21 protein-coding genes and 3 pseudogenes are annotated in these 26884 nt (G+C 69.5%); 9 read left to right on the forward strand and 15 right to left on the reverse strand.

Going from position 1 to position 26884, the window contains the following annotated elements; genetic code table 11:
- Positions 1–144: 144 nt before the first annotated feature.
- Positions 145–615, forward strand: coding sequence for a hemerythrin domain-containing protein (locus ACFHWY_RS05320; protein ID WP_416578942.1), 471 nt, complete (start codon positions 145–147; stop codon positions 613–615).
- Positions 616–826: 211 nt separating this feature from the next.
- Positions 827–2053, forward strand: coding sequence for an endonuclease/exonuclease/phosphatase family protein (locus ACFHWY_RS05325; RefSeq protein ID WP_416578943.1), 1227 nt, complete (start codon positions 827–829; stop codon positions 2051–2053).
- A gap of 25 nt (positions 2054–2078) precedes the next feature.
- On the opposite strand, the gene ACFHWY_RS05330 is transcribed toward ACFHWY_RS05325, so the two are convergent.
- The 3 genes from ACFHWY_RS05330 to ACFHWY_RS05340 form a co-directional block, all read right to left on the reverse strand.
- Positions 2079–2495, reverse strand: a complete 417-nt coding sequence (locus ACFHWY_RS05330) for a VOC family protein (protein WP_416578944.1) — start codon at positions 2493–2495, stop codon at positions 2079–2081.
- 35 nt (positions 2496–2530) lie between these two features.
- Positions 2531–2935 (reverse strand): helix-turn-helix domain-containing protein, encoded by a 405-nt coding sequence (locus ACFHWY_RS05335; RefSeq protein WP_416578945.1) that lies wholly within the window; start codon positions 2933–2935, stop codon positions 2531–2533.
- Between the two features lie 215 nt (positions 2936–3150).
- Positions 3151–4734 carry a right-handed parallel beta-helix repeat-containing protein gene (locus tag ACFHWY_RS05340; RefSeq protein WP_416578946.1) on the reverse strand — a complete coding sequence of 528 codons (1584 nt, stop codon included), beginning with the start codon at positions 4732–4734 and terminating at the stop codon, positions 3151–3153.
- A 424-nt stretch (positions 4735–5158) separates the two neighbouring features.
- Here ACFHWY_RS05340 and ACFHWY_RS05345 point away from each other — a divergent pair, with 424 nt between their 5' ends.
- Positions 5159–5461 carry a DUF6342 family protein gene (locus tag ACFHWY_RS05345; RefSeq protein WP_416578947.1) on the forward strand — a complete coding sequence of 101 codons (303 nt, stop codon included), beginning with the start codon at positions 5159–5161 and terminating at the stop codon, positions 5459–5461.
- 152 nt (positions 5462–5613) lie between these two features.
- Here ACFHWY_RS05345 and ACFHWY_RS05350 read toward each other — a convergent pair whose 3' ends face one another.
- Positions 5614–6621, reverse strand: a complete 1008-nt coding sequence (locus ACFHWY_RS05350; protein ID WP_416578948.1) for a helix-turn-helix domain-containing protein — start codon at positions 6619–6621, stop codon at positions 5614–5616.
- A gap of 157 nt (positions 6622–6778) precedes the next feature.
- Between ACFHWY_RS05350 and ACFHWY_RS05355 the strand changes: the two genes are divergently transcribed.
- Entirely contained in the window at positions 6779–7237 is a 459-nt protein-coding gene (locus tag ACFHWY_RS05355) for a DUF2690 domain-containing protein (protein WP_416578949.1), read from the forward strand.
- Positions 7238–7334: 97 nt separating this feature from the next.
- On the opposite strand, the gene ACFHWY_RS05360 is transcribed toward ACFHWY_RS05355, so the two are convergent.
- Genes ACFHWY_RS05360 through ACFHWY_RS05375 form a run of 4 tightly spaced genes read right to left on the reverse strand, consistent with a single transcriptional unit; the run spans position 7335 to position 12980 of the window.
- Complete coding sequence (locus ACFHWY_RS05360) at positions 7335–9827, reverse strand: glycoside hydrolase family 2 protein (RefSeq protein WP_416578950.1); 2493 nt, start codon at positions 9825–9827, stop codon at positions 7335–7337.
- A complete protein-coding gene (locus ACFHWY_RS05365) occupies positions 9824–10723 on the reverse strand; it encodes a carbohydrate ABC transporter permease (RefSeq protein ID WP_416578951.1) in 900 nt (299 codons plus the stop codon). Before ACFHWY_RS05365 ends, ACFHWY_RS05360 begins: the two co-directional genes overlap by 4 nt.
- Positions 10720–11709 carry a carbohydrate ABC transporter permease gene (locus ACFHWY_RS05370; protein ID WP_416578952.1) on the reverse strand — a complete coding sequence of 330 codons (990 nt, stop codon included), beginning with the start codon at positions 11707–11709 and terminating at the stop codon, positions 10720–10722. Before ACFHWY_RS05370 ends, ACFHWY_RS05365 begins: the two co-directional genes overlap by 4 nt.
- Positions 11709–12980 carry an ABC transporter substrate-binding protein gene (locus ACFHWY_RS05375; RefSeq protein WP_416578953.1) on the reverse strand — a complete coding sequence of 424 codons (1272 nt, stop codon included), beginning with the start codon at positions 12978–12980 and terminating at the stop codon, positions 11709–11711. The genes ACFHWY_RS05370 and ACFHWY_RS05375 overlap by 1 nt, the downstream gene beginning before the upstream one ends.
- Positions 12981–13289: 309 nt before the next feature.
- On the opposite strand from ACFHWY_RS05375, the gene ACFHWY_RS05380 reads away from it, so the two are divergent.
- Positions 13290–14312 carry a LacI family DNA-binding transcriptional regulator gene (locus ACFHWY_RS05380; RefSeq protein ID WP_416578954.1) on the forward strand — a complete coding sequence of 341 codons (1023 nt, stop codon included), beginning with the start codon at positions 13290–13292 and terminating at the stop codon, positions 14310–14312.
- Positions 14313–14334: 22 nt separating this feature from the next.
- On the opposite strand, the gene ACFHWY_RS05385 is transcribed toward ACFHWY_RS05380, so the two are convergent.
- Positions 14335–16542 carry an EAL domain-containing protein gene (locus ACFHWY_RS05385; RefSeq protein ID WP_416578955.1) on the reverse strand — a complete coding sequence of 736 codons (2208 nt, stop codon included), beginning with the start codon at positions 16540–16542 and terminating at the stop codon, positions 14335–14337.
- Between the two features lie 325 nt (positions 16543–16867).
- Between ACFHWY_RS05385 and ACFHWY_RS05390 the strand changes: the two genes are divergently transcribed.
- Positions 16868–17245: a PH domain-containing protein gene (locus tag ACFHWY_RS05390; protein ID WP_416578956.1), complete on the forward strand. Its 378-nt coding sequence runs from the start codon at positions 16868–16870 to the stop codon at positions 17243–17245.
- Here ACFHWY_RS05390 and ACFHWY_RS05395 read toward each other — a convergent pair.
- Positions 17239–17925: pseudogene (locus tag ACFHWY_RS05395) on the reverse strand (NAD(P)-dependent oxidoreductase). The gene ACFHWY_RS05390 and the pseudogene ACFHWY_RS05395 sit on opposite strands and share 7 nt — an antisense overlap.
- Positions 17926–18021: 96 nt before the next feature.
- Here ACFHWY_RS05395 and ACFHWY_RS05400 point away from each other — a divergent pair.
- Together ACFHWY_RS05400 and ACFHWY_RS05405 are read left to right on the forward strand one after the other, a co-directional pair.
- Complete coding sequence (locus ACFHWY_RS05400) at positions 18022–19185, forward strand: PQQ-dependent sugar dehydrogenase (RefSeq protein ID WP_416578957.1); 1164 nt, start codon at positions 18022–18024, stop codon at positions 19183–19185.
- A gap of 63 nt (positions 19186–19248) precedes the next feature.
- A complete protein-coding gene (locus ACFHWY_RS05405) occupies positions 19249–20862 on the forward strand; it encodes a metallophosphoesterase (RefSeq protein WP_416578958.1) in 1614 nt (537 codons plus the stop codon).
- Between the two features lie 96 nt (positions 20863–20958).
- On the opposite strand, the gene ACFHWY_RS05410 is transcribed toward ACFHWY_RS05405, so the two are convergent.
- Together ACFHWY_RS05410 and ACFHWY_RS05415 are read right to left on the reverse strand one after the other, a co-directional pair.
- The gene (locus ACFHWY_RS05410; protein WP_416578959.1) at positions 20959–21159 is read right to left on the reverse strand and encodes a DUF397 domain-containing protein; all 201 of its coding nucleotides are present in this window, start codon (positions 21157–21159) and stop codon (positions 20959–20961) included.
- Positions 21150–21525 (reverse strand): annotated as a pseudogene (locus ACFHWY_RS05415) (Scr1 family TA system antitoxin-like transcriptional regulator). The gene ACFHWY_RS05410 and the pseudogene ACFHWY_RS05415 overlap by 10 nt, the downstream one beginning before the upstream one ends.
- Positions 21526–21917: 392 nt before the next feature.
- Here ACFHWY_RS05415 and ACFHWY_RS05420 point away from each other — a divergent pair.
- Positions 21918–22349 carry a hypothetical protein gene (locus ACFHWY_RS05420; RefSeq protein ID WP_416578960.1) on the forward strand — a complete coding sequence of 144 codons (432 nt, stop codon included), beginning with the start codon at positions 21918–21920 and terminating at the stop codon, positions 22347–22349.
- A 3-nt stretch (positions 22350–22352) separates the two neighbouring features.
- On the opposite strand, the gene ACFHWY_RS05425 is transcribed toward ACFHWY_RS05420, so the two are convergent.
- From ACFHWY_RS05425 to ACFHWY_RS05435, 3 genes and pseudogenes are all read right to left on the reverse strand, one after another.
- The gene (locus ACFHWY_RS05425) at positions 22353–23069 is read right to left on the reverse strand and encodes a hypothetical protein (RefSeq protein ID WP_416578961.1); all 717 of its coding nucleotides are present in this window, start codon (positions 23067–23069) and stop codon (positions 22353–22355) included.
- A gap of 618 nt (positions 23070–23687) precedes the next feature.
- Entirely contained in the window at positions 23688–24101 is a 414-nt protein-coding gene (locus ACFHWY_RS05430; RefSeq protein ID WP_416578962.1) for a hypothetical protein, read from the reverse strand.
- 364 nt (positions 24102–24465) lie between these two features.
- Positions 24466–26822 (reverse strand): annotated as a pseudogene (locus ACFHWY_RS05435) (transketolase-like TK C-terminal-containing protein).
- Positions 26823–26884: the final 62 nt, after the last annotated feature.

Genomic DNA, 26884 nt, shown 5'->3' on the forward strand with positions numbered 1-26884 from the left:
TGGCGGGCCATCCGGGGACCACGGCCACTGGCCTCGTCGGGTAGCTTCATCTCAGCGTCGCGTGCCGGTGGCAGACCGTGTCAGGCATGGAGGCGCCGGACCGAAGGACCACGATGATGACACTGTCGTTACCTTCGCCCTCCTGTGACTGAGGGCCAGAAGACCAGGCTCGTCGCCTGGAGTCGCGAAGTCCGCAGCGTGCACGACCGGCTGCGCAAAGCCCTGCACCTGACCCGCGGCGCACTGGCCAGTGGCGAGGCGGCGGAACCCGCCAGCCGTGATCTGCTGCTGTTCTGTCACGGCTTCTGTGCCGCGCTGACCGGGCACCACGAGGGCGAGGACCGCGAACTCTTCCCCGCGATCGCCGCCGCCCATCCGGAGCTACGCGACACCCTGCGATACCTGCAACAGGATCACTCGATGATCGCGCATCTGCTCGCGGGATTGCAGGCTGCCGTGGATCGGGCCGCCTCCCCGGCCGAACTCGACCGCCACATCGAGGGAATCGCCGCGATCATGGAGAGCCACTTCCGTTACGAGGAACGGCAACTACTGGCGGTACTCGACACGCTCGCCCTGGACGCGGACCCCCACCACGTGCTGGGACCGCTGTGAGCCGTTCCGCCGCTGGCGGCCGACCCGGCCCGCACCGTCGCCGCCACGCTGCGCTCACCGCGACCAGACCGAACGCACACGCCCAGGCACAACAGTTGATCGTCGACCACGGTTCATCCGGGCGCCATGGCGGTCCCGGTAGCGTGGCGATCGGTGACCGTGAATCGGGAGGGTGTCGATGGGTGCGAAGCGAACGGTCTGCGCTGGAATCATGACGGCGCTTGTCGCCGCGACGACGACGGTCGCGGTGGCGACGCCGGCCGCCGCGGGAGGTCAGCAGCCCGGCGGGCAGCGGACCGGCGCGCCGCGGATGGCGACCTTCAACGCCTCGCTGAACCGGGGCGCCGCCGGTGGCCTGGTCGCCGACCTCTCCCGCCGGGACGACGCCCAGGCCGGCAACGTCGCCGAGGTGATCCAACGGGTACGCCCGGACGTGCTGCTGATCAACGAGTTCGACCACGACCCGGGTGGGCGGGCACTCACACTCTTCCAGGACAACTACCTTTCCGTACCGCGCAACGGCACCCGGGCGATCCGCTACCCGTACCGCTACGCGGGCCCGTCGAACACCGGCGTCCCCTCCAGGCACGACCTCAACAACGACGGGACCGTCGGTGGGCCGGACGACGCCTACGGCTTCGGGCTCTTCGCCGGCCAGTACGGCATGGCGGTCTACTCGAAGTACCCGATCGACCTGGCCAAGGTCCGCACCTTCCAGCTGTTCCGCTGGCAGGACATGCCCGGGGCGCTACTGCCCGACGACCCGGCCACCCCCGAGCCGGGCGAGTGGTACTCCCCGGCGGAGCTGGCCGACCTGCGGCTGTCCTCCAAGAGCCACTGGGATCTCCCGGTCCGGCTGCCCGGCCGGACGGTGCACCTGCTGGCCAGCCACCCGACGCCGCCGGTCTTCGACGGGCCGGAGGACCGCAACGGCCGCCGCAACCACGACGAGATCCGCTTCTGGGCCGACTACGTCTCTCCCGACCGCGCCGGCTACATCTACGACGACGCCGGTCGACGTGGCGGGCTGCGGCCCGGCGCGGCCTTCGTGATCGCCGGTGACCTCAACGCCGACCCGCATGACGGTGACAGCGTGCCCGGCGCGGCCCAGCAGCTACTGGAGAACCCTCGCGTCAACGCCCGGGTGGTGCCGGCCAGCGCGGGCGGTGTCGCCGCGGCGCAGCGGCAGGGCGGCGCGAACCTGGACCATCACAGCCGTCCCCACTTCGACACCGCCGACTTCGCCGACACCAACCCCGGCAACCTGCGAGTCGACTACCTGCTGCCGAGTCGGGGCCTGCCGGTCCGCTCCACCGGGATCTTCTGGCCGGTGCCGGGTGACCCGTTGTTCCGGCTGGTCGGCGACTACGACCCGACGCTGCCGGGCGGCTTCCCCACCTCCGACCACCGGCTGGTCTGGCTCGACCTGAGGCGATAGCCGCGACACCGCCGAGCGGACGCGATCATGCGTCGAACATCTGCCCGATCCGGATTCGGTTGCCGAACGGGTCGCGGATGCCGAAGTCGATGCCGTACGGCCGATCCATCGGCTCGTCGGTGATGTCGACGCCCTTGGCAACCAGATCCTCGTACGTCTTGTGGGCGTCGTCAGTGATCATGAAGAGGGAGCCACCCGCGGCGCCCTTGGTGAGCAGTTCCCGGATCTGCTCGGCGGTGCTCGGGTCGAGGTTGGGCGGGCCCGGCCTCTCCAGCAGGATCTCGCGCTGGCGGTCACCGGGCACGTTCACCGTGAGCCAGCGCATGAAGCCGAGATCCTGGTCGGTGTTGAGTTCCAGGCCGAGTTTGCCGATGTAGAAGGCGAGCGCCTCGTCCTGGTCCAGGACGTAGATCTGGGAGCGGCTGATCGCGTTCATCGTCATGCCCAGGACGCTAGTGCAACGCCGTCACCTGCTGCTTATCCAAAACTGCTGGGGCGTGTCCAGGCTTTGGTGTAGCAGCTCGGCACCGGCGCGGCGGGCATCGTCCGCCGCCTGCGATAGTCGGTGGGCGACTCGCCGACGATCTGCCGAAAGGTACGGCTGAACGTGCCGAGACTGCCGAACCCGACCGCCGTGCAGATCTCCGTCACGTCCTGATCGGCGTGCGACAGCAGGTACATTGCGCGCTCCACCCGACGGCGTTGCAGGTACCGGTGCGGGGTCTCACCGAAGGTCGCCCGGAACGTGCGGATGAAGTGAGCCTCGGAGACGTACGCGATCCGGGCCAGGGTCGGGATGTCGAGGGGCCGCGCGTACTCCCGGTCCATCGCGTCGCGGGCCCGCAGCATCGCCCGGTTCGTCTCCTCGACCGCCCTGCTCACGCTGAGTACGGTGCCACAACCGGTCGCTGGGATCGGCGGCCGGGTACCTGCGGCTCCCGCCACCGCACGCACGGCCAGGTTGGCGTTTCTCGACGTCGGCGAGCGGCACAGGCACACCTCAGGGTTCGATCCACCTGATCGGCAAGGTGATCGATGCCTGTGCGGCGCGGCCGGCTGCGCCGCACAGGCATCGTGGACAGATTCTGTCCTGTTGGCTAGAAGCGGGCTCCGACTTCCGCGCCGTTGGCCGGCCGCAGGAAGTTCGACGACGGGATCGATCCGGCGGCGGTACGCGGGCCGATGATGGTGGCCGGGTTGGTGCTGGCCAGCGGCCAACTGCCTCCGATGTCCCAGGAGTTGCCGCCGCCCTGGGAGTTGCTGCCCAACGACACGTTCGTGCCGTTGCTGGCCGCCAGGTTGCCGGTCAGGGTGCTGGCGGAACGATTGACGTTGAACCCGGTGCCCGGGTTGTTCCACGCGGTGCTGCGCTCGATCCGGTGCCGGCCGGGGTTGTTGTTGTCGACGAAGCCGCTGACCGCGTTGCTCCAGGTCATGCTGTTGCGAACGGTGTGGTCGGCGGAGATTCCGTTGCCACCGAGTTTGAAGCCGTTGCCGTCACCGGTGTAGCTCGGCAGGTTCCACCGGTTGAATCCGTTGCCCCACGCCAGAGTGTCCTCGGTCAGGATCGGCGAGCTGAACATCCAGTAGTCCAGGCCGTCGTCGGAGTTGTTCCAGAGCCGGGCGCCGCGTACCACGTTGCCACTTCCAGAGCCCTCCTTGATGGCCAGGCCGTCTGCGCTCTCGCCGTTCTTGCGCGGGTCCCGGTTGCCGTACGCGTCCAGGTTCAGTATCTGGTTGTTGCTCGACGCCCCCTGGATATGGAAGCCCGACTCGTAGTTGTCCCGGGTCACCAACCGATCGAAGACACCGTTGTTGACGTCCAACCCGAAGACACCGTATGGGCCGTTGATGATCTCCAGCCCGGCCAGCCGCCACCAGTCGCCCTCGATGTGGACCGCCCCCCGTTCCGGGCGGGGGATGCTGCCGCCCACCGGAGCCGGCGTGTGCGGCATGTTCTCCCCGTCGATGACGACCCGCTCGTTGGCGTGGTTGCGCATCGTGATGGGCTGGCTCGCCGTACCGTTCGTCAGAAGTTGGATGTTGCTGCCCGGCGCGTACGTCCCGCCCCGGATGACGATGGTGTGGCCGGGTCGCGCAAGATCGACGGCCCGTTGGATGGTGGCCAGCGGCGCGCTCATCGTGCCGGGGTTGCTGTCTCTGCCGGTGGTGGCGACGTGGAGCGTAGCTGCCGGTGGCGGCGGTGGCTCGTCGCCGGCGTCCAGGTCGAGGTAGTCAACGTTCGGCAGGCCGTTGGACGAGCTGGGGTCGAGCCTGATGGTGTTGGTGCCGGCGCGCAGGTTCGCCGACAGGGTCTTGGTACGCCAGGAGTCCCAGGCGCCGGTGCCCTCGAACGAGGCGGTCGACACGCTCGCCCCGTTCACAATCAGGTTGACCGGCCGGGAACTGCTCGTGCCGTTGGCGAACCGGACGTACAGCGCGGCCGTCGCGGCGGTCGTAGCGGACACGGCGAATTCGGCATACGCGCCAGTGGCGTTGGTGCCGTTGCAGAATCCGGCGCCAGAGTAGCCGGACCAGTTGGCATCGATAGTGCCGCTACATCTTGCGGGACTGTTCTCGGCCTCGTAGCGGACGGGGGCTGCCATCGCCGGTGCGGCGATCGACAGCGTGGCAGCACAGGCCACGAGCACGATGCTGGTGGCGAGCGGCTTGAGATTCATGATTCTCCATGGATAGCTGAGCCTGCGGCAAGGTGACCGACAGGTGCGGTCCCTGGAATGACCCTGCCGGCCGCGCCGTGGTTGCCACGGTCGGCGCGCCTGCGCCGCCCCGCCCGAGGGCTCCGCAGCGGTCAGCGGGATCTCGTGGCGCCCGGACCAGCCACGAAGAAAGCGCTTTCCAGCAGCGGCGATACTAGCAACCCACCACGCCATCGTCAATGCGTGTAAATTTGCTCGATAATTGGCCAAAGCGCCTAACAGCGGATTCTGCGACAGATCGGGCCGATGCGAATTTCGTTAAGGACCGGAGGCCGAATTTTTAATGCGGCCGGTAAGATCCTAGACACTCACGATCGACAGGAGCGTTATACGCTCGCCCTGCGGGTGAGAGCATTTTCGCCCACAGAATGAGGGGAGCATTGACATGCCAGATGTCGATCTGGGATTGGCCACCGACTGGGACGAGGGCGACACCCACGCCCGGGTCCGGCTGCGACAGAACCAGTTCTACCCGGACTCACCGAAGAAGGACGTGCTGATCAGCTCGCCGGTGAGCATCGAGCTGTCCGTGAATACCAACTACAGCACCAGCCAGGAAGCCGACAAGATCTTCTTCACCACCCACCACGGTAGCCAGAAGCGAATCATCGCGATCCTGGACTCGGAGGGCAACTTGCAGATCGCCGGTCGCCTCATGGAAATGCAGAACGACCTCAGGTACAGGTGACGTGATCGTTCGCCGGCCGACGGTGTGAACAATTCCAACCACCGCCGGCCGGTCGGTCATCCGCAGCAGCAAAATGCAGCCTATGACATCGGAGAGCGCAATTCCAGGCTGGTGACCGACCTGATCCGGCCAATCCGGATCGGCCGGCCGCGTCAGGGCACCGGGCGGACCTGGGTGGCACCGCGCCAGCAGCCCGTCCGGCCCACGGCCGACCGCCAGCCCGATCCAGAGAGCTCCACCTGCGCGAAGACGCAGGTACGGGTACTGGACAGCAGGTTGCCGTAGGCGGAAATGCCAGCGTAGTCCATGCTGAACTCGGCGGTACGCGCCGGATCATCACCATCAACCACCGTCAGCCCAACCAGCGCCGGGCTGGGTACCCGCACGGCCGGAGCCGGCGCGGGCACGAAACGAGGCCAGCTCGCGCCGCACCCGGGCGCGTAGCGTAGCTCGACCGTGCCGACCACCCGATCGTCGAGCAGCACCGCGTTGCTGTCCAGGGTGGTCACGGCGGGATCGGCGGCGCAGCCGGCATCCTTCGGGTCGACACCATCCCGGATCATCGCGCTGTCGCGCGTGGCCGGCGGATGAGACGCCTCGGCAGCCGGATCTACGGACACGGTCGGCGGCGGCGGCCGGAAGGCTCCGACAAGCCAGGGCACGATGACCACCCCGGCCAGCACGGCGGCGGCGAGCCCGACGGAGGAGCCGGTTCGCCTCGCCGTCCGCAGCGCCGAGCCGACGGGACCGCCTCGGAGATGGCCGCTGTCGGCAAGGTGGCCGGACACGACCGCTGGACCGACGGTGCCGGCGCTACCCGCAACGGTGCCGACCGCAGTACCGGCAGGCCGATCGGCACCGGGACCGCGTTCGACGGGTAGCGGGCCGGGGGTCACGTCACCGACGGCCCTTGCGTCGACAGTGGCCCGCAGCGCGTGCCACCGCCCGGCCCATTCCCGCTCGTCGCCGCCGAGCGCGCGGACATAGGCCAGTGTGGTGTCCAGCGTGGGCAGTCGCCGACCGCCGGCCGCCTCCGACAACGAACTCGACGACCGGTGGGCCCGTCGAGCCAGGGCTTGATACGTGGGACGGCCCGCCGCCTCTCTGAGCTGGCGCAACCCGGCGGCGAACGCCTGGAGAGGATCGGCGCCGGGGTTCACGGGCCGTTCCGCCCGAGCCATGGGCCCTCCCGAGGGATTGATTAACCGTCACCGTGGTTGATTGTCCGACGCGACACAGCGTAGATACCACTCTCGACAGCCGGTAGAGATGAGGAGCCGAATCTTCCGACTTCCATACGCCCTACCGGAGGGAACCATGACACCCCGCATCTTGGGCCGCCTCACCGCAGGTGCCGCCGGCGCCATCCTGGGCGCCACCATGCTCGTCGTCTCGCCCGCCAGCGCCGCCTGCCCGTCGTCGGGCTGCGACGGCACCGACCCGATCGACACCGGCTGCTCCACCGGCGCGCAGAACGCGACCAGCAACCCGAGGAACATCACGCAGGGCGCCACCACACTTGCCGTGGTGGAACTGCGGTGGAGCCCGAGCTGTAAGACCAACTGGGGCAAGATCTCCAACCGGGTGAGCCCGAACAACACCGTCCGCGTGTGGGTCTACCGAAACAACCCGTACGGCATCACGACCAAGTACGGCGGCACCGGTCGGCAGTACTACGGCGACCAGCTCGACGGCAACAACAAGACCGTTTGTGCGGTCGGCGAGGTCGTCCTACCCAACGGCAGCACGCTGACCAGCACCCCACTCTGCGCGTAACCCGTCCTCCCGGCCGACCGGCCGGAGGAGCTGGCAGCAAACCCCGGCAGCCAGGTCCGGGCCGGCGCGTCACAGGACCCCGCGCCGGCCCGGCACACTAGTCGACCAACTTCCGGCCCGGCACACCGTCGTTCACACAGCGCAGCACCGGACGGGTGGTCAGTGCGACCGGGTCGAGCGGGTCGCCGGCATGCACCGTGAACGTCACCGACTCACCGGGCAGCAGGGTCACCAGCGCCTCGTCAACCTCGGCGGACGGATCGAGCCGATCCGGATACAGCGTCAGGTCACGCAGGATCGTGTGGGCGGTCACCCGCACCCGCTGGCCGCCGGCCGTCGGCTCCACCACCGCGTCGAAGCCGGCCGCCGGCCACCGCACGTCGCGATCCTCGGCGAAGAACCACAACGCCCGCCCGCCCGCGACGCCGTCCTCAGCAGCCACTAGCACTTCGTCTCGGCCGTCGTCGGGCCGTACTTGATCCGCTGGCAGCGGCACCGTCACCGCCGAGTACGCGGGCACCTGCAGCTCCAACGTGCACTTGGCTTTCGGCTCACCGGCCAGGGTGAGGCGAGTGGCGGTAATCGTTGTCCGCCACGGCCGTCCGCCGTCGTTGACCGCGACCAGCGCCAGCCCAGCCTCCCGGGGCTGCACGGTGAGCAGCCGGTCGGCGTACGCCCGGCGCAACGCGTACCACAGGGGTTTACGGCGACCGTCACCGTCGATGGCGGCCCAGGAGGTGACCGGCCAGCAGTCGTTCAGCTGCCAGACGATGGCGCCCATGCACCGGCCCCGGTGGGAGCGGAAGTGCTCCACCCCGAGGGAGACGGCGCGGGCCTGGTTGAGCTGGGTCAGGTAGTGCCAGTCGTCGAAGTCGCGCGGTACGGGCAGGTGAGCGACCAGCCCTCGGCGCAGTTTCAGGTCGCCGTCGGCGGCCTTCTGGTGGTGCGCCATGCCGGGTGAGTCGTGAGCGAGCGGTTCGTCGGAGAGCGCCCGGCGCAGCGTCGCGTACGTCGGCGGCCCCTGGTAGCCGAACTCGGCCACGAACCGGGGCACATAGTCCCGGTACCTGACGTAGTCGTCGGTGTTCCAGACGTCCCAGATGTGCGTGGTGCCGTACGCCGGATCGTTGGGGTGGAGTTCCTCGCTGCCGGAGTACGGGCTGCTGGGCCAGTACGGGCGGGTGGGGTCCAGCTCGGCGACGAGGCGTGGCAGCAGCTCCAGGTAGTAGCCGCGCCCCCAACTACGCCCGGCCAGTGGCTCCTGCCAGTCCCAGTCGTGCCAGCCCCAGATGTTCTCGTTGTTGCCCGTCCAGAGCACCAGCGACGGGTGGCCGGCGAGCCGGGTCACCTGCTCGGCGGCCTCGGCGGCCACCTCGGTGGTGAACGGTTCCTCCTCCGGGTACGCGGCGCAGGCGAAGAGGAAGTCCTGCTGCACCAGCAGGCCACGCTCGTCGGCCAGGTCGTAGAAGTCGGCCGACTCGTACCGGCCGCCGCCCCAGACCCGCAGCAGATTGATGTTCGCGGCCTGCGCCTGGTCGAAGCGCCGCGCCAGCCGGTCGGCGGTGACCCGGTTGGGGAAGGCGTCGTCGGGGATCCAGTTGGCTCCCCGGACGAAGACCGGCACCTCGTTGACGTGCAGGGCGAACGGAGCACCGTGCGCGTCGGGTGTGGTGTCCAGGCGCACCGAACGGAAGCCGATCCGCCGATCCCAGGTGTCGAGCAGGTGACCGCCGGGCCCGTGCAGAGTCACCGTCAGCTCGTAGCGGCGCTGCCCGCCGTAGCCCCGGGGCCACCACAGCTCGGGCCGGTCGACGGTCAGGGTCAGCACCGCCGCCCGCTCCCCCACCGGGATCGCCACCTCGGCGCTCTGCCCGGCCACCCGGGCCCGGACGGTCACCGGCACATCCGTGGCGCGTTCCACCTCGACGTGCAGCTCGACCCGCCCGTCGCCGCCGTCGACGGTGACCAGTGGCCGAACGGTCGCCAGTCGGGCGGCGGACCAACCGTGCAGGCCGATGGCCTGCCAGATGCCGGCGGTGACCAGGGTGGGGCCCCAGTCCCAACCGAAGTTGCAGGCCATCTTACGGATGAACTGGAACGGCTCCGGGTACGCGTTGGGCCGGTCACCGAGCCGGTCCCGGTGTGCCTGCGCGTACCGGTAGGCGGAGTCGAAGCGTACGGCCAGGGTGTTGCCCTCGGCCCGCAGCAGCGACGTGACGTCGAAGCGGTAGCCGCGGTGCATGTTCTCGGTGTGGCCGACCGCGACGTCGTTGACGGTGACGGTGGCCACCGTGTCCAGCCCGGCGCAGACCAGGTCGAGGCGCTGCGGGTCGCCGGCCGACCGATCGAAGGTGGTCTCGTAGACCCAGTCGGTGCGCCCGATCCACGCCAGGTCGGTCTCGTTGTCGTCCAGGTAGGGGTCGGGGATGAGCCCGGCCGCGAGCAGGTCGGTGTGCACGCAGCCCGGCACGGTGGCCGGTATGGCCCGGCCGCCGATCCCGGCCGGCACCAGCGGATCGGGCACCGCCCGCAGGGTCCAGCCGTCGTGCAGCGCCTGCCGGTATGGACCGGTTCCCCGAGCGTCGCTCAAGACTTCACCGCGCCTTCCATGATTCCCCGGACGATCCGGCGACCGCCGATGACGAGTACGACCAACAGTGGCAGCGTCGCCACGAAGGCACCGGCCAGCACCCGGCGGTAGATGACGTAGTTGCCGCTGGCCAGGTCGGAGATGGCCACCATGGAGGTGGGGTAGTCCGAGCCGTTCAGGGTGATCAGTGGCCACTGGAAGTCGTTCCAGGTGGCTACGAAGGTGAGCAGGCCGAGTACCACCATCGCCGGGCGTACCGCCGGCAGGACGATGTTCCAGTAGATCCGCATGGTGGTGGCGCCGTCCACCCGACCCGACTCGACCAACTCGTCCGGCACGGTGTTGACGATGAACTGCCGCATGTAGAACACCCCGAACGCGGTGACCAGGCCCGGCACGATCACCGCCAGCAGGGTGCCGTTCCAACCCAGTTCGCCCATCACGATGTACAGCGCCACCACACCGAGCTGGTTGGGCACGGTCAGGGTGAGGATCACGAAGAGCATCAACGGCTTGCTACCCCGGAAGCGCAGCTTGGCGAAGGCGAAGCCGGCCAGCGAGCAGAAGAACAGCACCGAGGCGGTCACCACGCTGGCGACGATCACGCTGTTCACCAGGGATGCGGCGAAGTACACGTCCTGGAGGGAGAAGACCTCGTCCAGGTTCGCCAGGAACCGGCCGCCGGGGAGCACCACCGGCGGCAGCTGGGAGGTCGCCTCGTCGGTGCTGGTGGAGATGACGAACATCCAGTACAGCGGAAACGCCGCGAGCAGGGCGGAGCTCGCCAGGAACAGGTAGGTCCAGAGCCCGGCCGGGGTGTCCTGCGGGGCCCGACCGGGCGGCACGGTCCGCTTGCGTCCGCCGCGCGAAGCGTGGGGGCGTTCCAGCAGGCTCATCTGCGTCCCCCGGAGATTCGGTTGGTCATCAGGGTGTTCAGTGCGGCGACCACCAGGATGATGAGGAACAGTGCCCAGGACATCGCGGCGGCGTAGCCGAGGTTGAGGTCCTTCCAGCCCACCTTGTAGATGAGTTGCGCGACGGTCTGCCACTCGCCGCCCGCGCCGCCCCGGGCGGTCTGGGCGTTGAGGTCGAAGAGCATCGGTTCGGTGAACAACTGAAGCCCGCCGATGGTGGACAGCACCACGGTGAAGATGACCACCGGGCGGATCATCGGCACGGTGATCCGCCAGAGCTGCCGCCACGGTCCGGCGCCGTCGAGCGCCGACGCCTCGTAGACGTCGCGCGGAATCGACTGCATCGCGGCCAGGTAGAGCAGGGCGTTGTAGCCGATCCACTTCCAGTTGACCATGGTGGCGATGGCGATCCAGGAGTGCAGCTTGTCCGCCCGCCAGTCGATCGGGTTCTCGGTACCGATGCCGAAGAGGCCGAGTCCCCAGTTCGCCATGCCGAAGTCGCGGGAGAAGAAGACGTTGAAGACGAGCGTGGAGGCGGCGATCGGGGTGATGTAGGGCAGCAGAGCGCTGACCCGCCACCAGGTCTGCGCCCGCAGCCGCCGGTTGAGCATCGACGCCATGATCAACGCGAGCAGCAACTGCGGGACGGTGGAGAGCAGGAAGATGCCGAACGTGTTGTAGAGGGCGTTGCCGAAGTCACCGTCGGTGAACAGCCGACTGAAGTTTGCGAAACCGGCCCAGCCGGTCAGGTCCGGTTCGTCCAGGCGCCAGTGACGCAGCGCCACCACCCCGTTGAAAATCATCGGGAAGAGCCCGAAGACGAGGAAGAGCAGGAAGAACGGCGCGATCATCGGGTACGGCATGTACCGCGCGTCGAAGCGGTGCAGACGGTCACGCCAGGTCAACGCTCGGTTGGATACAGTCCGTGGGCGGCGGGTTGCCGGTTCGGGGGTCGCGCGCGTGGACATTACTGGCTGGCCTTCTCGGCTTCCCTGATCGCCTCGGTCCAGGCCGCGGCCGACTCCAACGTGCCGTTCTGCACCCGGTTGATCACGTTCTCCACCGCTACTCGGGTCGGACCGTTCTTCCTTCCCAGGTACTGCGGCGTCAGACCCTCCGCCATCTTGGGGAAGATCTGGCCGACCGGCGCGGAGCTGAAGAACTCGTTCTTGAAGTCCGCGATCGCGGGATCGGTGTAGAGGGCAGGCTGCGAGGGCAGGTTGCCGACCGTCTTGAAGACCTCGATCTGCTGCTCCGGTTGGATCAGCCAGTCCACGAACTTGTACGCCTCGTCAACGTTGCGGCCCTGCTTGGGGATCGTCAGGAAGGAGCCGCCCCAGTTGCCGCCGCGGCCGGGTACCGCGGCGATGTCCCACTTGCCCTTGGTGCCGGGCGCGGTGTTCTGGATGTGCCCCAGCATCCATGCCGGGCAGGGCAGCACCGCGAAGGCACCGCTGGTGAAGCCCTTGTCCCAGTCGGCCTGGAAGGTGGTGAGGTTCGCCGAGAGACCGGCGTCGACGGCCCGGACCGCGTAGTCGAAGGCGACCTTCGGGCCGCCCTCCATCCGCAACTGCTCGCTCTCGTCGTAGAAGCCCGCCTGCTGCTGGCCGAGGATCGGGTTGAAGAGGTTGGTCGCGTTGTCGACGAACTTCTTCTTCATCGTGGCGGTGTATCCCTGGCCGACCTCCAGGAACCGGTCCCAGGTGGGCCAGAGTGCGGAGACCTGGTCCCGTTCGGTGGGCAGGCCGGCCGCCTCGAACAGGTCGGTGCGGTAGCACATGGCCAGGCCACCGACGTCGGTGCCGAGGCCGATCTGGGTGGCGCCGTCGGCCGACAGCGACTGCTTCCACTTCCACGGCAGGTAGCGGTCCTCGTACTTGCCGGCACCCTTGTCGAGCAGGTTGACGAACTGGTCGGCCTGGCTGCGGAACTGCACGACGAAACCCTCGTCGACGGCCGCGATGTCGGGCGCGCCCGAGCCGGCGATCAGCTTCTTCTGCAGGTCTTCGTGCTGGGCGTTGTACTCGCCGGAGTTGAGGGCGATCTTGACATTGACGTTCTCCGCCTCGTACTTCGCCTTGAGCTCCTGTAGGCCGAAGTCGCCCCAGAAGTTGATCGTCAGGGTGACGTCGCCGCCGGAGCCACCTGTGGTGCTGCGCCCGCTGCACGCCACGACGAGCGAACCGACCGCAAGACCAACGGCTGCGACCCGCAGCCAACGAGGCGTCGACCGTCTCATGACCCGTCCTCCGAAACCTTGTGACGAACGCTCCAGACATCGAGGAACGTTGACTGAACCGGATAAGTTACGCCACCGTACGGGCGCGTCTCCGCAGTGTCAACGGCGGATCAACAACGTGGCAGGGCCGTAACGTGGCACTGCAGCCCGGGAACCGAACCGAACAAGTTCCGGCGCCTGTCCGCCAGCGACCGCCCCACCCGGACCCGGACCGGGCCACCGGCTCGGACGACCAGTAACGTGTCCACCGCCTGCCCGCGCCACACGGCGTGGACGGAGCAGGAAACTGGTTCAGGAGGAAGTACGCCGGTGAAGCGGCCCACGATCGCGGATGTCGCCCGGCGGGCGGGGGTTTCCAAGGGCGCAGTGTCGTACGCGCTGAACGGGCAGCCGGGAGTCTCCGAGGCGACCCGGCAGCGCATCATGGCCATCGCCACCGAGATCGGGTTCAGCCCGAGCAGCGCCGCCCGGGCCCTCTCCGGCGCGACCGCCCGCGCCATCGGGTTGATCCTCGCCCGACCGGCCCGCACGCTCGGCATCGAGCCCTTCTTCATGGAGCTGATCAGCGGTGTCGAGGCGGAACTGTCCGCCCGCTCGTACGCGCTGACCCTTCAGGTGGTGACCGACCAACACGCCGAGGTCGCGGTCTACCGACGGTGGTGGGGGGAGCGCCGGGTCGACGGCGTGCTCGTCTGCGACCTGCGCACCGACGACGTGCGGGTGCCGGTGCTGGAGCAGCTCGGTCTGCCGGCCGTGGTGATCGGCGGGCCGACGGGCACCGGCGGGCTGCCCAGTGTCTGGTCGAACGACGCGGCGGCGCTGGTGGAGACGGTGGAGTACCTCAACGCCCTGGGGCACCGGCGGATCGCCCGGGTCGGCGGACTGCCCGAACTCCTGCACACCGCGATCCGCACCCGGGCCTTCGCCGAGGTGTGCCAGCGCCTCGGCCTCGCCGAGGCGGTCACCGCCCCCGCCGACTACACGGGTGAGGAGGGCGCACGGGCGACCCGGCGGCTGCTCAGTTCCCGGGTACGCCCAACGGCAGTGATCTTCGACAACGACGTGATGGCGATCGCCGGGTTGTCGGTCGCCCAGGAGATGGGGCTCGCGGTACCCGCCGACCTGTCCATCGTGGCCTGGGACGACTCGCCGCTGTGCCGGCTGGTGCACCCACCGCTGACCGCGCTCGGCCGGGACATCCCGGCCTACGGCGCGCACGCCGCGCGGCAGTTGTTGCAGGTCATCGAGGGCGGCCCGGCGGTCGGGCTACAGGACGAGACCGCCCACCTGACCCCGCGCGGCAGCACCGGTCCACCGGCGAGCGACATGTGAACCGGTTCAGCCAATGCCGCGATCAGCGCGACGTGGAGGGGAACTCCTCGAAGAACGCCTCCACGCGTTCCGCCGTCGCCGGACGGGCCAGCTCGAACCCCTGCCCGTAACGACATCCGGCGCGCAGCGCTCCCTCGACCTGGTGGGCGGATTCCAGCTCCTCGGCGACCACCTCAAGACCCAACCGGTCGGCCACGGCGACCACCACGTCCAGCAGCGGATGGTGCCGATCGCCGGCCGCACCGACCGCCTCCGGCCCCACCTTGAGCAGGTCGATCGGCAGCCGCCGGAGCTGGGTGAGCGACGCCTGTTCGACCCGGAAGTCGTCCAGCGCGGTACGGATGCCCATCGAGCGCAGGCCGGCCAGCCGGGCCGTCACCGTGGACAGGTCCGCGGCCACCCTCGGCTCGGCGACCTCGACCACCAGTTGGTCCGGCCCGACCCCGTACGCCTCCAGCACTGCCGCGGTGCGAGGCACGAAATCCGGTGAAGTGAGCTCGCGGGTCGTGACGTTCACCGCCATCCACAGCCGTCTTCCGCCGGCGGACCAGCCGGCCAGCTGCCGGCAGGCCCGATCCAACACCCAGGCACCCAGTTCGCCCATCATGTCGAGATCCTCGGCCACCGGCAGCAGCTCCGTCGGGAACACCGTGCCCAGCACCGGACTGCGCCAGCGCAGCAACGCCTCAGTGCCGACCGGTGACCGGTCGGCCAGCCCGAGCACCGGCTGGTAGACCAGGTCCAGCTCACCCCGGGCGACCGCGCCCGGCAGCTCCCTTTCCAGGTCCAGCCGGCGAACCAGCTGCTCCTCCAGGTAGGCGTCGTACCACTCGACCCGGTCCCGACCGAGCTGGGCCGCGCGCCGCCGGGCCAGGTCCGCCTGGCGGAGCAGATCCTCCGGGCGGCCGGTGACGAGTTCGGCGAGCCCGACACTGGGCCGCGACCGCAGCACCGCGCCGGCCACCTCGTACGGCCGGGCCAACTCGGCGAGCAGCCGGGTACCCAGCGCGTAGGCCAGCACCGGGCCGGCCCTAGTCAGAACCGCGAGTCCGCTGCCGGTGAGGTCGAACACCTCATCGTCGGCGGTGGCCACCGCTCGGGCCCGGTGGACCGCTTCGGCGGCCACGTCGTCGCGCGCGACGGGCCCGGGCAGCTCGGTCAGGTGCAAGTCGACCACGAGCAGCGCGCCGGAGGCCGGTTCGGTTCGCGCCCCCAACGCCCGTAGCAGGGCGAAGCGCCCAGCCGGACCTCCGTTGCCGGCGAACGCACCCACCGCCACCGTCGGTACCGCCGCAGCCGGCGCGGGTGCCGCCGTCGCAGCCGGCGCGGCTTCGGGTGCGGGATGCCCCGCCCCACCCAGCAGCTCGCGGGCCACCAGCGCCGGCAACGCGCTCAGCGCGATCAACACAGCGGTGCGGTCCGGCAGCAGACCGGCCTGCAACTGGTGGACGACGGCCAGCAGCGCCGCGACCGCCGGCAGCACGGCCCGGGGCCAGATCCACGGCGTCGACCGGTCCGCGGCAGCGTCGGTCCGCGCCACCCGGCGTACTCCGGCCGCCACCAGCAGCACACCGGTCACCAACGGGGGTACGGCCAGCAGCGCCGGCCGCCCCGCGTCAGGACCGGCCGGCAACGCGGCCAGCAGCACCAGGGCGAGCAGGGTCAGCGCGGCCCCGGCGCGGCAGCGGGCGAAGCCGGAGCCCCGCCGCGACCCGGTCAGCGCGGTCAACACGTCGACCGCGAGCACACCCAGGACCACCGCGACGACCAGCCGCACCGGTGCCGGGACATCGGCGTACGGCAGCAGCAGCCAGGCGACGAGCACCAGGCCGGCGCTGGGCGCGGCGCCGTCGAGCAGGTGACGCAGCCGGCTGCGGACCGACGGGCGCGGTCGGCGCGGCAGGCTGACCAGGCCGCCACCGAGCAGCGCGGTGGTGCCGGCAAGCCCCGCCAGGGCCGCCGCCGGCCGATAGCCGGCGGAGGCCACCGGTAGCACCGCCGCGGTCAGTCCAGCGGTCACCACCGCGGCGTGCAGGAGGGCCGCGGCCCGGCGAGGACGGGCCGCCCGACGGCGGGCCAGCCGGCCGCCGGCCGGGTCGGCTGCCGGCGCGTCGACGCCGACGGCCAGCCGGGACAGGCGTACGCCGGCCAGCGTGGAGCCGGCCGCACCGGCGAGCGCCACCGCGGCGAGGGCCGGCACCGGCCCGGTCACACCGAGCACGACCAGCACGGCGACCAACGCGAGGACACAGGCTTCCGGTAGAAGCGGACGGTGCGCCGCGACACGGCACACAGCGACACGGAACACAGGCGGGACGGGCACGACGTTCGCCTTCGTGAGGGGGCACGGGGCGGTGCGGCGGTGCACGGGCGCCGGACAGATGGTCCGACGCCCACCACCGGTGAACGAGTCGACCCGCAAGAAGTAACGGCCGATCGACAGTGAGGCCGAGCACTGCCGCCGTCCCGTCGCAGCGAGTTGGACAACGGGGCGGGTCCCGTGCCGCTCCGGCCCGCTCGTCCGCTCCTCGCCGCCCGGGTGGGATCATCTGGGCATGGCTCGCTCCGACACCGTGCGCTTCCGGCACCACCAGGCCATCCTGGTCGCGGCGATCGTCGCCTTCATCGGCGCGCTGCCGCTGGCCAGCGCCCGCGCGTACCTGCTGCCGGTGCTGCTGGTGCCGGTGTCCGTGGCCGTCTGGGCCTGGCGCGCCGGCACCGACGCCGACGACCGCGGACTGCGGCTGCGGGCGCTGGCCGGACAGCGTCGGATTCCCTGGGAGCAGGTGGTCGAGCTGGGGTCCGACCCGCGCGGCCGGGCGGTCGCCCAGCTCGGCGACGGCCAGCGGCTGGTGCTGCCGGCCGTCCGCCGCCAGGACCTGCCACGGCTGGTGGCCGCGGCCGGGCGCGGCGAGCCCGAGTCGGCTCAGTAGCCGTGCACTACCACCTTCCGCGGTGGCTCGCCGGCCGCCAAGCGCCGGATCTGTCGTCCGACCAGGCGGTACGCCCGCGGCAGCAGGCCTCCGCACCGAGCCGGCCACGTGCGGAGTCATCAGCACGTTCGGCATCGCCCAGAGCGGGTGGTCGGCGGGCAGTGGCTCCGGGTCCGTGACGTCCAGGGCAGCGGAGATCCGGCCGGTGGCCAGCTCGGCGACCAGCGCGTCCGTCCGGGCCACCGGTCCCCGGGCGGCGTTCACCAGCAGAGCGCGGCCAGCTCGTCGGTGGGCGCCACCTCGTCGTACGCCCACCGTCACTGCGCCTGCGCACGGGCGAGCGCCGGAAAGGAGCGCAGCTGGGAGAGGATCGCGGCGACCACCCATTCGGCCGTGGAGGGGTCGTGCACCCCTCGGGCGTCGCAGAGGGTCACCCCCGGCGGGATCCGGCCCGCCCAGATGTCCGCGCCGGCCGAGAGCAACTGCACCAGCGCCAGATCCGGCAGCTCGTGCAGCAGTGCCGTGGCGTCCGCGCCCGCCAGGAAGGGCGGCACCCAGCACCGGACGCCGGTGACCCGCGAGGGCAGCTTCGCCGGATCGTCCATCGTCTCGACGGTGACCTCCGGCGGCAGCTCTCCGAGCAGGGCATGACCGGTCTCGTGCGGAATCCAAACCTTCACGTTCGCCGACGATAGGCCCCGCCGGCGCACCAGCCGATTGAGGTCCGCCCGCGCCGAGCGCCGCGGTCCCCGCCCCGGCGGGCTACCCTGGGCCGCGTGAGCGCTACCCCGCACCTCCGCGCCCGTCAAATCCGCACCGCCCTCGCGGCGTGCTGCGCGGCGCTGTTGCTCGCCGCCACAGGTTGCAGCCTCGGCGACCCGGAACCGGATCCGGCCGGCGAGCCACCGAACCTGCCCACCCCCTCGGCCAACGCCGGCACCGGCGACCAGGAGGCCGTCACCACCGTGCTCGCCCAGGGGCTGCGGGTGCCCTGGGGCATCGCGTTCCTGCCCGACGGCGGTGCCCTGGTGACCGAGCGCGACAGCGGCCGGATTGTCCAGGTCGGCCCGGAGTCGAGCCCGGACGGTTTGAAGATCACCGAGGTGCAGACCATCGACGACGTGGTGGCCTCGGGCGAGGGCGGTCTGATGGGTATCGCGGTGTCACCGGACTTCGCCCAGGACGAGACGGTCTTCGTCTACTACACCGCCGAACGGGACAACCGGATCGCCCGGCTTCGGCTCGGCGAGCAGCCCACGCCGATCCTCACCGGGATCCCGAAGGCGGGCATCCACAACGGCGGCGGGCTGGCGTTCGGCCCCGACGGGCAGCTCTACGCCAGCACCGGCGACGCCGGGGACACCGACCAGTCGCAGGACCTCGAACAGCTCGGCGGCAAGATCCTTCGGATCACCCCCGAGGGGAAGCCGGCGCCCGACAACCCCTTTGCGAACTCGCCGGTCTGGTCGCTGGGCCACCGCAACGTGCAGGGCATCGCCTGGGAGGGCGACCGGATGTACGCCGTCGAGTTCGGCCAGAACACCTGGGACGAGATCAACCAGATCACCAAGGGCAAGAACTACGGCTGGCCCGAGGTCGAGGGTCGTGGCGACGACAAGAAGTACGTCGACCCGATCGTGCAGTGGTCGACCGACGAGGCGTCCTGCTCCGGCCTGGCCGCGGTGGAGCGGATGCTCGCCACGGCGTGCCTGCGTGGCCAGCGGCTCTGGCTGGTCGAGCTGACCGAGACCGGCACGGTGCTCGGGCAGCCCCAGGCGATGCTGACGGAGAGGTACGGTCGGTTGCGGGCGATCGCCGCCGCACCGGACGGCTCGCTCTGGGTCGCCACGTCCAACCACGACGGGCGGGGCCGGCCAACGCCGGAGGACGACCGGCTGCTCCGGCTCGTCTTCGCCGGGGGTGGCGCGGGACGCAGCTGAGGCGCGAACGTCGCATCACGCAGGTTTGCCAAGATCCTTCAGCGGGCAGGTCAGAATCTCAGCATGGATGGTCAACAGAACGACGAGCCGCGCCGCGACCGGAACGGGGACGCCCCGGCCGGCCGCCCGCGCCGCTTCCCTCCGCTGCGGCGCGCCGCAGCGGACTCCGGTACGCCGCGGCGCCACACCGGTCTACGCCGGATCGCCGTCACCCTGGCCGTCCTGGTGGTCAGTTTCGCCGGGGTGCTGCTCGGGGTGCTCGCCGGCGGGCAGGTGGGCACCGACATCGGCCCCTTCCACGCCAAGCTGTCGGTTTCGCCGACGGTCGACGGCAGCACCACCGTCGGCATCCCACCGCTGGGCGCACTGCTGCTCGACAGTCACGACGGCCCGACCCACCTGAAGGTGGAGTTGGGCGCCCTGGACCAGGGCCGCACCGAAGCGCTGCTGGGCGACCCGGCGGGCCTCAACCGAGCCACCCAGTCGGCGGTCGACGAGGTCCAGGTGGGCGTGCTGCGGCTCGGGCTACGTACCCTCGGCTCCGTCGTGCTGGCGACCCTGGCGCTGGCCCTGCTGGTCTTCCGGGACACCCGGCGGGCGGCCTGGGCCGGAGTTCTGGCCTTTCTGATCACCGCGGGCAGCCTGGGCACCGCCGCGGCGACCATGCGTCCGCAGGCCATCGAGGAGCCCCGGTACGAAGGGTTGCTCGTCAACGCCCCGGCGATCGTGGGTGACGTACGCAAGATCGCTGACGACTACACCCGGTACGCCGAGCAGCTCCAGCGACTCATCGGCAACGTCACCCAGCTCTACACCACCGTGTCGGCGCTGCCGGTCTACGAGCCGGATCCGAACACCACCCGGGTGCTGCACATCTCCGACCTGCACCTCAACCCGTCCACCTGGCAGCTCGTCCGGACCGTGACGGAGCAGTTCGCCATCGACGTGGTGATCGACACCGGCGACATCACCGACTGGGGCAGCGAACCCGAGGCCTCCTACGTCGGCTCGATCAGCCTGCTGGAGAAGCCGTACGTCTACATCCGCGGCAACCACGACTCCGGGCGTACGGCGGCGGCGGTGGCCCGCCAGCCCAACGCGGTCGTACTGGACAACACGACGGCCACCGTCGCCGGAATCACCATCGCCGGCATCGGTGACCCCCGTTTCACCCCGGACAAGAGCACCTCACCGGCCAGTGGTGGGCTCAACCAGCCCACCGCCGACGAGCTGATCACCAACGGCGAGACGCTCGCCGACACGATCCGCAGCTCGCCCCGCCCGGTGGACATCGCGCTGGTGCACGACCCGGCCGCCGCCGGGCCGCTCTCCGGGACCTGCCCGTTGGTGCTCGCCGGGCACACCCACAACCGGCAGATCAACACGCTGCCCGAGGTGCCGGGCCAGCAGCCCACCACGCTGATGGTGCAGGGCTCCACCGGTGGAGCGGGGCTGCGCGGGCTGGAGGGCGAGGAGCCGACCCCGCTGGCGATGACCGTGCTCTACTTCGACGAGGAGAAGCAGCTCCAGGCGTACGACGACATCACGGTCGGCGGCACCGGTCAGGCCCAGGTGAACCTCGAACGCACCGTGATCATCCCGCCCGCCACCGCCACTCCCCTGGACAGCACCACCCCCACGCCGGCCATCACCCCCACCCCCACGCCGACCCGCTGACGGGCTGCCGATCCAGACGAGAAGGCGCTTCAATCCCGGCGGATGGCGCACAGGTAGGGCCCTCGGCGTCGCGCCGAGGGCTCTGCCAGGGCGAGGTCAGCCCACGGGACCGATCTGCTTCGCCAGGTTGACGAAGCCCTGCCAGGCCACCGGGTTGAACTGAAGGGTGCCGCCCTCACGGTCCTTGGTGTCCCGGACGCCCACGACGCCGGACACGTTGTCGGCAACCTCGACGCAGTTGCCGCCGTTGCCGCTGCTGCGGCTGCTCTTACGCCAGGTGGCGCCGCTCAGGTCCATGTCTCCGCCACTTCCCTCAGGAAATCGATCGACTGCCGGTGGGACATCGCCTCAACCCGGACGTTCTCCCAGGCTGCCAGTATGGCCGCTACGTCGTCTGGGTCGCTAACCACTTGTCCCTGTAGCTGAGTGTCCAGGTAGGCGGAACCACACAAGGTCACGGATTCGGCGTCTCGAAGTGTCCGGCCATATGTCCGACGTCTCCTTGCCGAGAACGGCGGCTGCGCTGGCGCGGTGCCCCGGGTGCGGGAGGCGGCCCTGGCGGAGCCACCGGTCGGTCGTCTTCGGGTCCACACCTATCTGTGCCGCCAACGAATCCGTTGTGTGGCCTGCCTCGTGGAGCGCTACCCGGAGTGCGTCGTTCATCGAACCTCCATCGGACACCGCAGATTTCCGTCCACCATATACACACGCGGTGTTGCCGTCCCGTCACAGATTGGCAGAGTCGCTGGCATGGCGGCACTGCCTGGTGGAGGTGAAAGAGCCCGGCAGGAGTGTTCGCCCCCGGGGCCGCCCGTGCACATCCCCCGTGCAGGGGCGGCCCCGATCCATCGCCGACTCAAGGAGGCCGACGTGCGTACCAGAACCGCGTACACCTGCCCGCGACAGTTCTCCTGCCGGTCCTGCCGCAGCGCCAGCGCGGCACGCACCTGCCCGAGTGGATGCGCCAGCCGACCCAGCCGCTCCCCCCGCCAGGGCCCCGGCCGCCCCGGCTGGCTGACACCGGGCCAGCAGTGGCGGGCGGGCGGAGGTCGGCCGTGCTGACCACCCAGCTCGCGAAGCCGGGTCGCGGCCCGCACCCCGACCGACCAAACGGCTCGGGCGGGAACACCCCACACACCCCGGCACGCCCCAGCTGGCACTGCCGCGTCGACGGACAGCCCTGGCCCTGCGGGGAGGCCCGACTCCCGCTGCCCGTGGAGTTCAGGGACAACGTCCCCGGCCTCACGATCTACCTCGCCGGCCTGATGTACGAGGCCATGCGGGACCTCTACCAGCTCAACCCGCACGACGGACCGGAGCCCGAGGAGCTGTTCACCAGATTCGTCGGCTGGGCCGCTCGCCGCACGGCTGCCTGCCCGCCCACCACCCGGAGCCTGCCTACACGCCTACAACACCTATCCGCTGCCGGCACCCTCGATCCGTCGGCTGACGTGGAGGCCGCGGACGAGACAGGTGGCCCTTCGTGAGGCTCACAAGGTCGTCCGTACGGCCTGAATCAGATACCAGAGTGCGACGCTCACTGTGGTTGAGATTGTTCCCGCCGCTAGAACCGCTAAAGGAGAGACGGACCTTCGTCGGATCCATAGAGCTACAATAGCGACGATTGCGGCAAGACAGAGCTGCGTCGCCGCAGGCTGAAGTTGAGTCCACACAAAAGCGTCTAGCGGACCAACCCATATGAAGGCAAAGTGGAAGACTGCATAGGCCGCCTCTCCGATGAGTGCACCGATCGCCACACCGAATGCAATACCAGAACTGCGAGCTGAGCCAGTTTTCGCCCCATAAGCCAGCCACCCTAGGAATAATCCACCCAGCAAAGCGCCTGCCATCCAAAACATCAACGCCCGGGTAACTGGCGAAAATGCATTAGGTAGGCTTGAAGCGCCGGACGACTGATGCCATCGATCAGAAAACAGCAGAACAAAGCTGTAATATGTCGTCACTGCTAGTGCGAGCGTGCCGACTGAGACGATGAGCGCAACCCTTCGCGTAGGAGCGAAGTAGCCCACGGCGAAGGAAACCAGACCCCAACTGAAGCCAGAACTGACGGCCGCGCCGAGGATCCCGCCTTCGGGAGCTGGCACGAAGTCAACGGCGAAAGCCACCACTCCCGCCACCACACCTGTAAGCATTGAAAGAAGTCGACGATCAACCGCGATGGAACCCCGCCGTGAATCTTCCATCATTGAGAGGCCACTGGACAGTTCAGTTCCACGGTCCGCTTGAAAAAGCTCAGCTCCCCCCGTTTGACGTCCTCTAGTAGCTGGTCTTTGCGTCGACGCTCCAGGTCATCTGAACCCCATTCATAAAAGGCGGAGTCCCGGATTAGGAGAACTTTGTATAGAGCTTCCTCTCTCTCAACCGGATCGGTCGCTGAAAGGAAAGTTCTCGCCCACGAGCAGTGCCAGTACCAGGCTGCCTCAACCCGCCACCTCGTACATCTGAGTGGTGCCGTCCTCGGCTTTGTCGGGAAAACGTAGATCGCCAGGCCACACCCACCCAGGTGCCAAATCGAGACCCTTCGCCTCATCGCGATACTCGACGGCAACTTGGGCGCCGTTTATCCAACGAGACGAGGCTGGCCGAGATCCCTGGCACCCCGACGTTAAAATACATGCCACAACAACCGAAATAGCGAGCAGCTTGCTGACGACGGATGCTGAGGCTGGGGGTTTTGCCCATGCAACGATAGTGACTGAGCGCATAAATTCCGATCTTACGGCGATGGCCGGTGCGCCTCCTCACGTGACACACCGGCCGTCCCTTGACAACTCTCCGCAGGTTGCTGCTATCCCGAGCTAAGGCTAGTAGTCCATGTTCCCTGAGAAATTGTGGTCGCAGTTGTTGCAAGTGGTACCGCGAGCAAATCTGTTACGGAAGTAGGTCCCCGGTGGACCGAAATAGCCCATGTTAGTCCAAGCCGCAGGGTCTTGGTTGATCGTCTTCATCGGCGAGTTATTCGGCGTGACGTAGATCATCCACTTCATGTAATCCGGCGTGCCGTTGCTCAGCCGAGGAGTGCGATCAAGATTCACCAGGATGTAGCCACCCTGGTCGAGGGTGACCTGACGCCACTCCGCCGACAGGTAGTACACAGAGGAGCTACTGTAGGTGCTACCGCTGATCGGGATATTCAAGGCCAAATCCGCTGCAGCCGGCGTTGGCGCAGCAACCAGCGCCGTAGTTGCTGCTAACGCCGAAGCAACGATGCCCATCATTCTCTTTGTGGACCTCACGGTACTGCCGCCCTCCCGCCGTGCACATATTTAGGTGCTTAGCTAGACCAATACATGGAGGCCAGCATGCCTCGCTGACAGTGATCAACCCCGCACGTCTCGTGGTTTCGGATGGGAAAGGCGCCCTTCACGTTCGGCGGCCTCTCTAGCTCCTCCAATGCAAGCTCACCCACTTGCTAGCCGACCTTGGTCTGCAAGCGCCCGGTCACCGTTCGCCCCCTTGCCGCGGGCAAGCTTCCACCATCGGTCGTACACCGACTCGGAGAGCGGGTCGCCGTGCAGGTCACGGAAGAAGTGACCATCCGCAGCAACCCCGTGGTTGTCGACGTCCGCGCACTGCCGTTGGTCAGCGGAGGCTCAGGGCGGCCAGGGCGGCGTTGACGATGCTGCCGGGGAGCAGGTCGTGCAGCTCGTAGAGGTCGTGGACGGTGCCGGACTGGCCGAACTCGTCCACCCCGAGCGGTACCGCCGGGGCGGCCACCGCCGAGCCGATCCAGGCCATGGCGTGCGAGGCGGCGTCGTGCACGGTCACCACCGGCACCCGGTCGGCGAAGGCGGCCCGCAGCGCGCCGGGCACGCTGGGCACGGTGGCCGTGCGTACGCCCTGCCGCAGGGTGCGCTGCCAGGCGCGGTAGAGGCGGTCCAGGCTGGTCACGTCGACGACGTGGGCGGCCACCCCCTCGTCGGCCAGCTCCGCCGCCGCGGCCAGCACCTCCGGCAGCACCGCGCCCGAGGCGGCCAGCTGCACCGTCGGCGCGTCGGCCAGCTGCGGGTGCGCCTGGTGGGCGTCCACCAGCCGGTAAGCCCCGGCGAGCACCTGCCGGCGCAGCACCGCGTCGCCGAGCCGGGCGCGGGCCGCCTCGAACGGTGCCTGGTCCAGCGGCCGGGTGCTGAGCCGGAAGTAGTACGCCCCGTCCTCGGCCGGCGCGGCGGTCGGCGTCGGCTGCGGCGCACCGGCGATGTGGCCGAGCGCGTCGCAGAGCAGCCAGTCCAGGCTGCCCGCGTACGCGGGCTCGACGAAGGTCACCCCGGGCAGTTCCAGGCCCACGCTCGCGGTGATCGTCGACTGGTGGGCGCCGCCCTCGGGGGCGAGGGTGATCCCGGACGGTGTGCCGGCGACCACAAACCGGGAGCCGGAGTAGGTGCCGTAGAGAAAGGCGTCCAGCCCGCGCAGCACGAACGGGTCGTAGACGGTGCCGACCGGCAGCAGCGGCTGCCCCGACAGGTCCCAGGCCAGGCCGAGCTGGCCGAGCAGCAGGAACAGGTTCATCTCGGAGATGCCCAGCTCGATGTGCTGCCCGTCGGGGCTCTCCGTCCAGCGCAGCATCCGGTCCTCCGACCAGGAGCGCTGCGCGGTCGGGGCGAACACGCCGGTCTTGTTGATGAACCCGGCCAGGTTGGTGGAGGTCGCCACGTCCGGTGCCGTGGTGACGAGATACCTGCCCACCTGCGGGTCGCGAGCCAGGTCGACCAGCACCCGACCGAAGACCTCCTGGCTGGAGATCGGCTTGTTCGCGCGTACCTTCGTGGCCTGTGGGACGGTGACCCGCAGCGCCCGCTCGCGGGGCGCGCGGGACAGCGCCTCCCGACGCTGCCCGGCCCGGATCCCGGCCGGCGACGCCGGGTCGAGGCGGTCCCACTCGGTGTCGCGGGTCAACCCGTGCGCGGCGCGCAGCGCTTCGACCTGCTCACCGGAGAGCAACGCCGAATGGTTACGCGGATTGCCGGCGATGGGCAACCCCCAACCCTTGACGGTGTACGCGAACACCACGCTCGGCCGGTCGGTCACCGCGTCGCACTGGGCATACGCGTCCAGCAGCGACGCGAGGTCGTGCCCGCCCAGGTCGGTGACGAGCGGGCCCAGCTCCTCCTCGGCGACGTCGGCGATCAACGCCGCGATGCCGTCGGGGGCGCCGTCCAGGAACTGCTTGCGCAGCGCCTCCCCGGCCAGCCCGAACAGGGACTGGTACTGCTCGTTCGGCATCGCGTCGATCCAGTCGCGCAGCGCCTCCCCGCCCGGCCGGGCGTACGCCTGCGCCAGCCGGCGACCGTACTTCACCTCGACCACGTGCCAGCCGGCGGCCTCGAACTGGCCGCGCCACTGGTCGATCCGCACCCCGGGGACGACCCGGTCCAGCGACTGCCGGTTGAAGTCGACCACCCACATCACGTTGCCGAGACCGGTGGTAGCCGGGTCGGCGACCGCCTCCCAGATGTTGCCCTCGTCCAGCTCGGCGTCACCGATCAGCGCGACGAACCGGGAGTGCGGGCGCTCGCCGAAGTGCGCGTCGACGTAGCGTCGGGTCACCGCGGCGAACAGCGGCGCGGCGGCGCCGAGGCCCACCGAACCGGTGGAGAAGTCCACCTCGTCCGGGTCCTTGGTCCGCGACGGGTACGACTGCAAGCCGCCCCGGGCCCGCAGCCGGGTCAGGTACGACCGGTCCAGGTTGCCGAGCAGATACTGGATGGCGTGGAACACCGGGGAGGCGTGCGGTTTCACCGCACCCGGTCCTCGGCATCGAGGTGGGCGAACCATAGCGCGGTCAGCGCAGTCACCAGGGAGGCGCTGGACGCCTGATGCCCACCGACCTTCACCCCGTCGCCGGTGCGGCGGTCGTGGTTGGCCGCGTCCACGATCCGGCTGGCGAGCCACAGCACCCGCCGCTGGATCTCGTCAAGCACCTCAAGATCGTGCTGGTTCACGCTGCACTCCATCCAGACGTCGCCATTGACGCCCGCCTGCGGGAATGGCGCGCCTGTTGATC

The sequence above is a fragment of the Micromonospora sp. LOL_024 genome, assembly GCF_048060415.1.
GTDB lineage: Bacteria > Actinomycetota > Actinomycetes > Mycobacteriales > Micromonosporaceae > Micromonospora.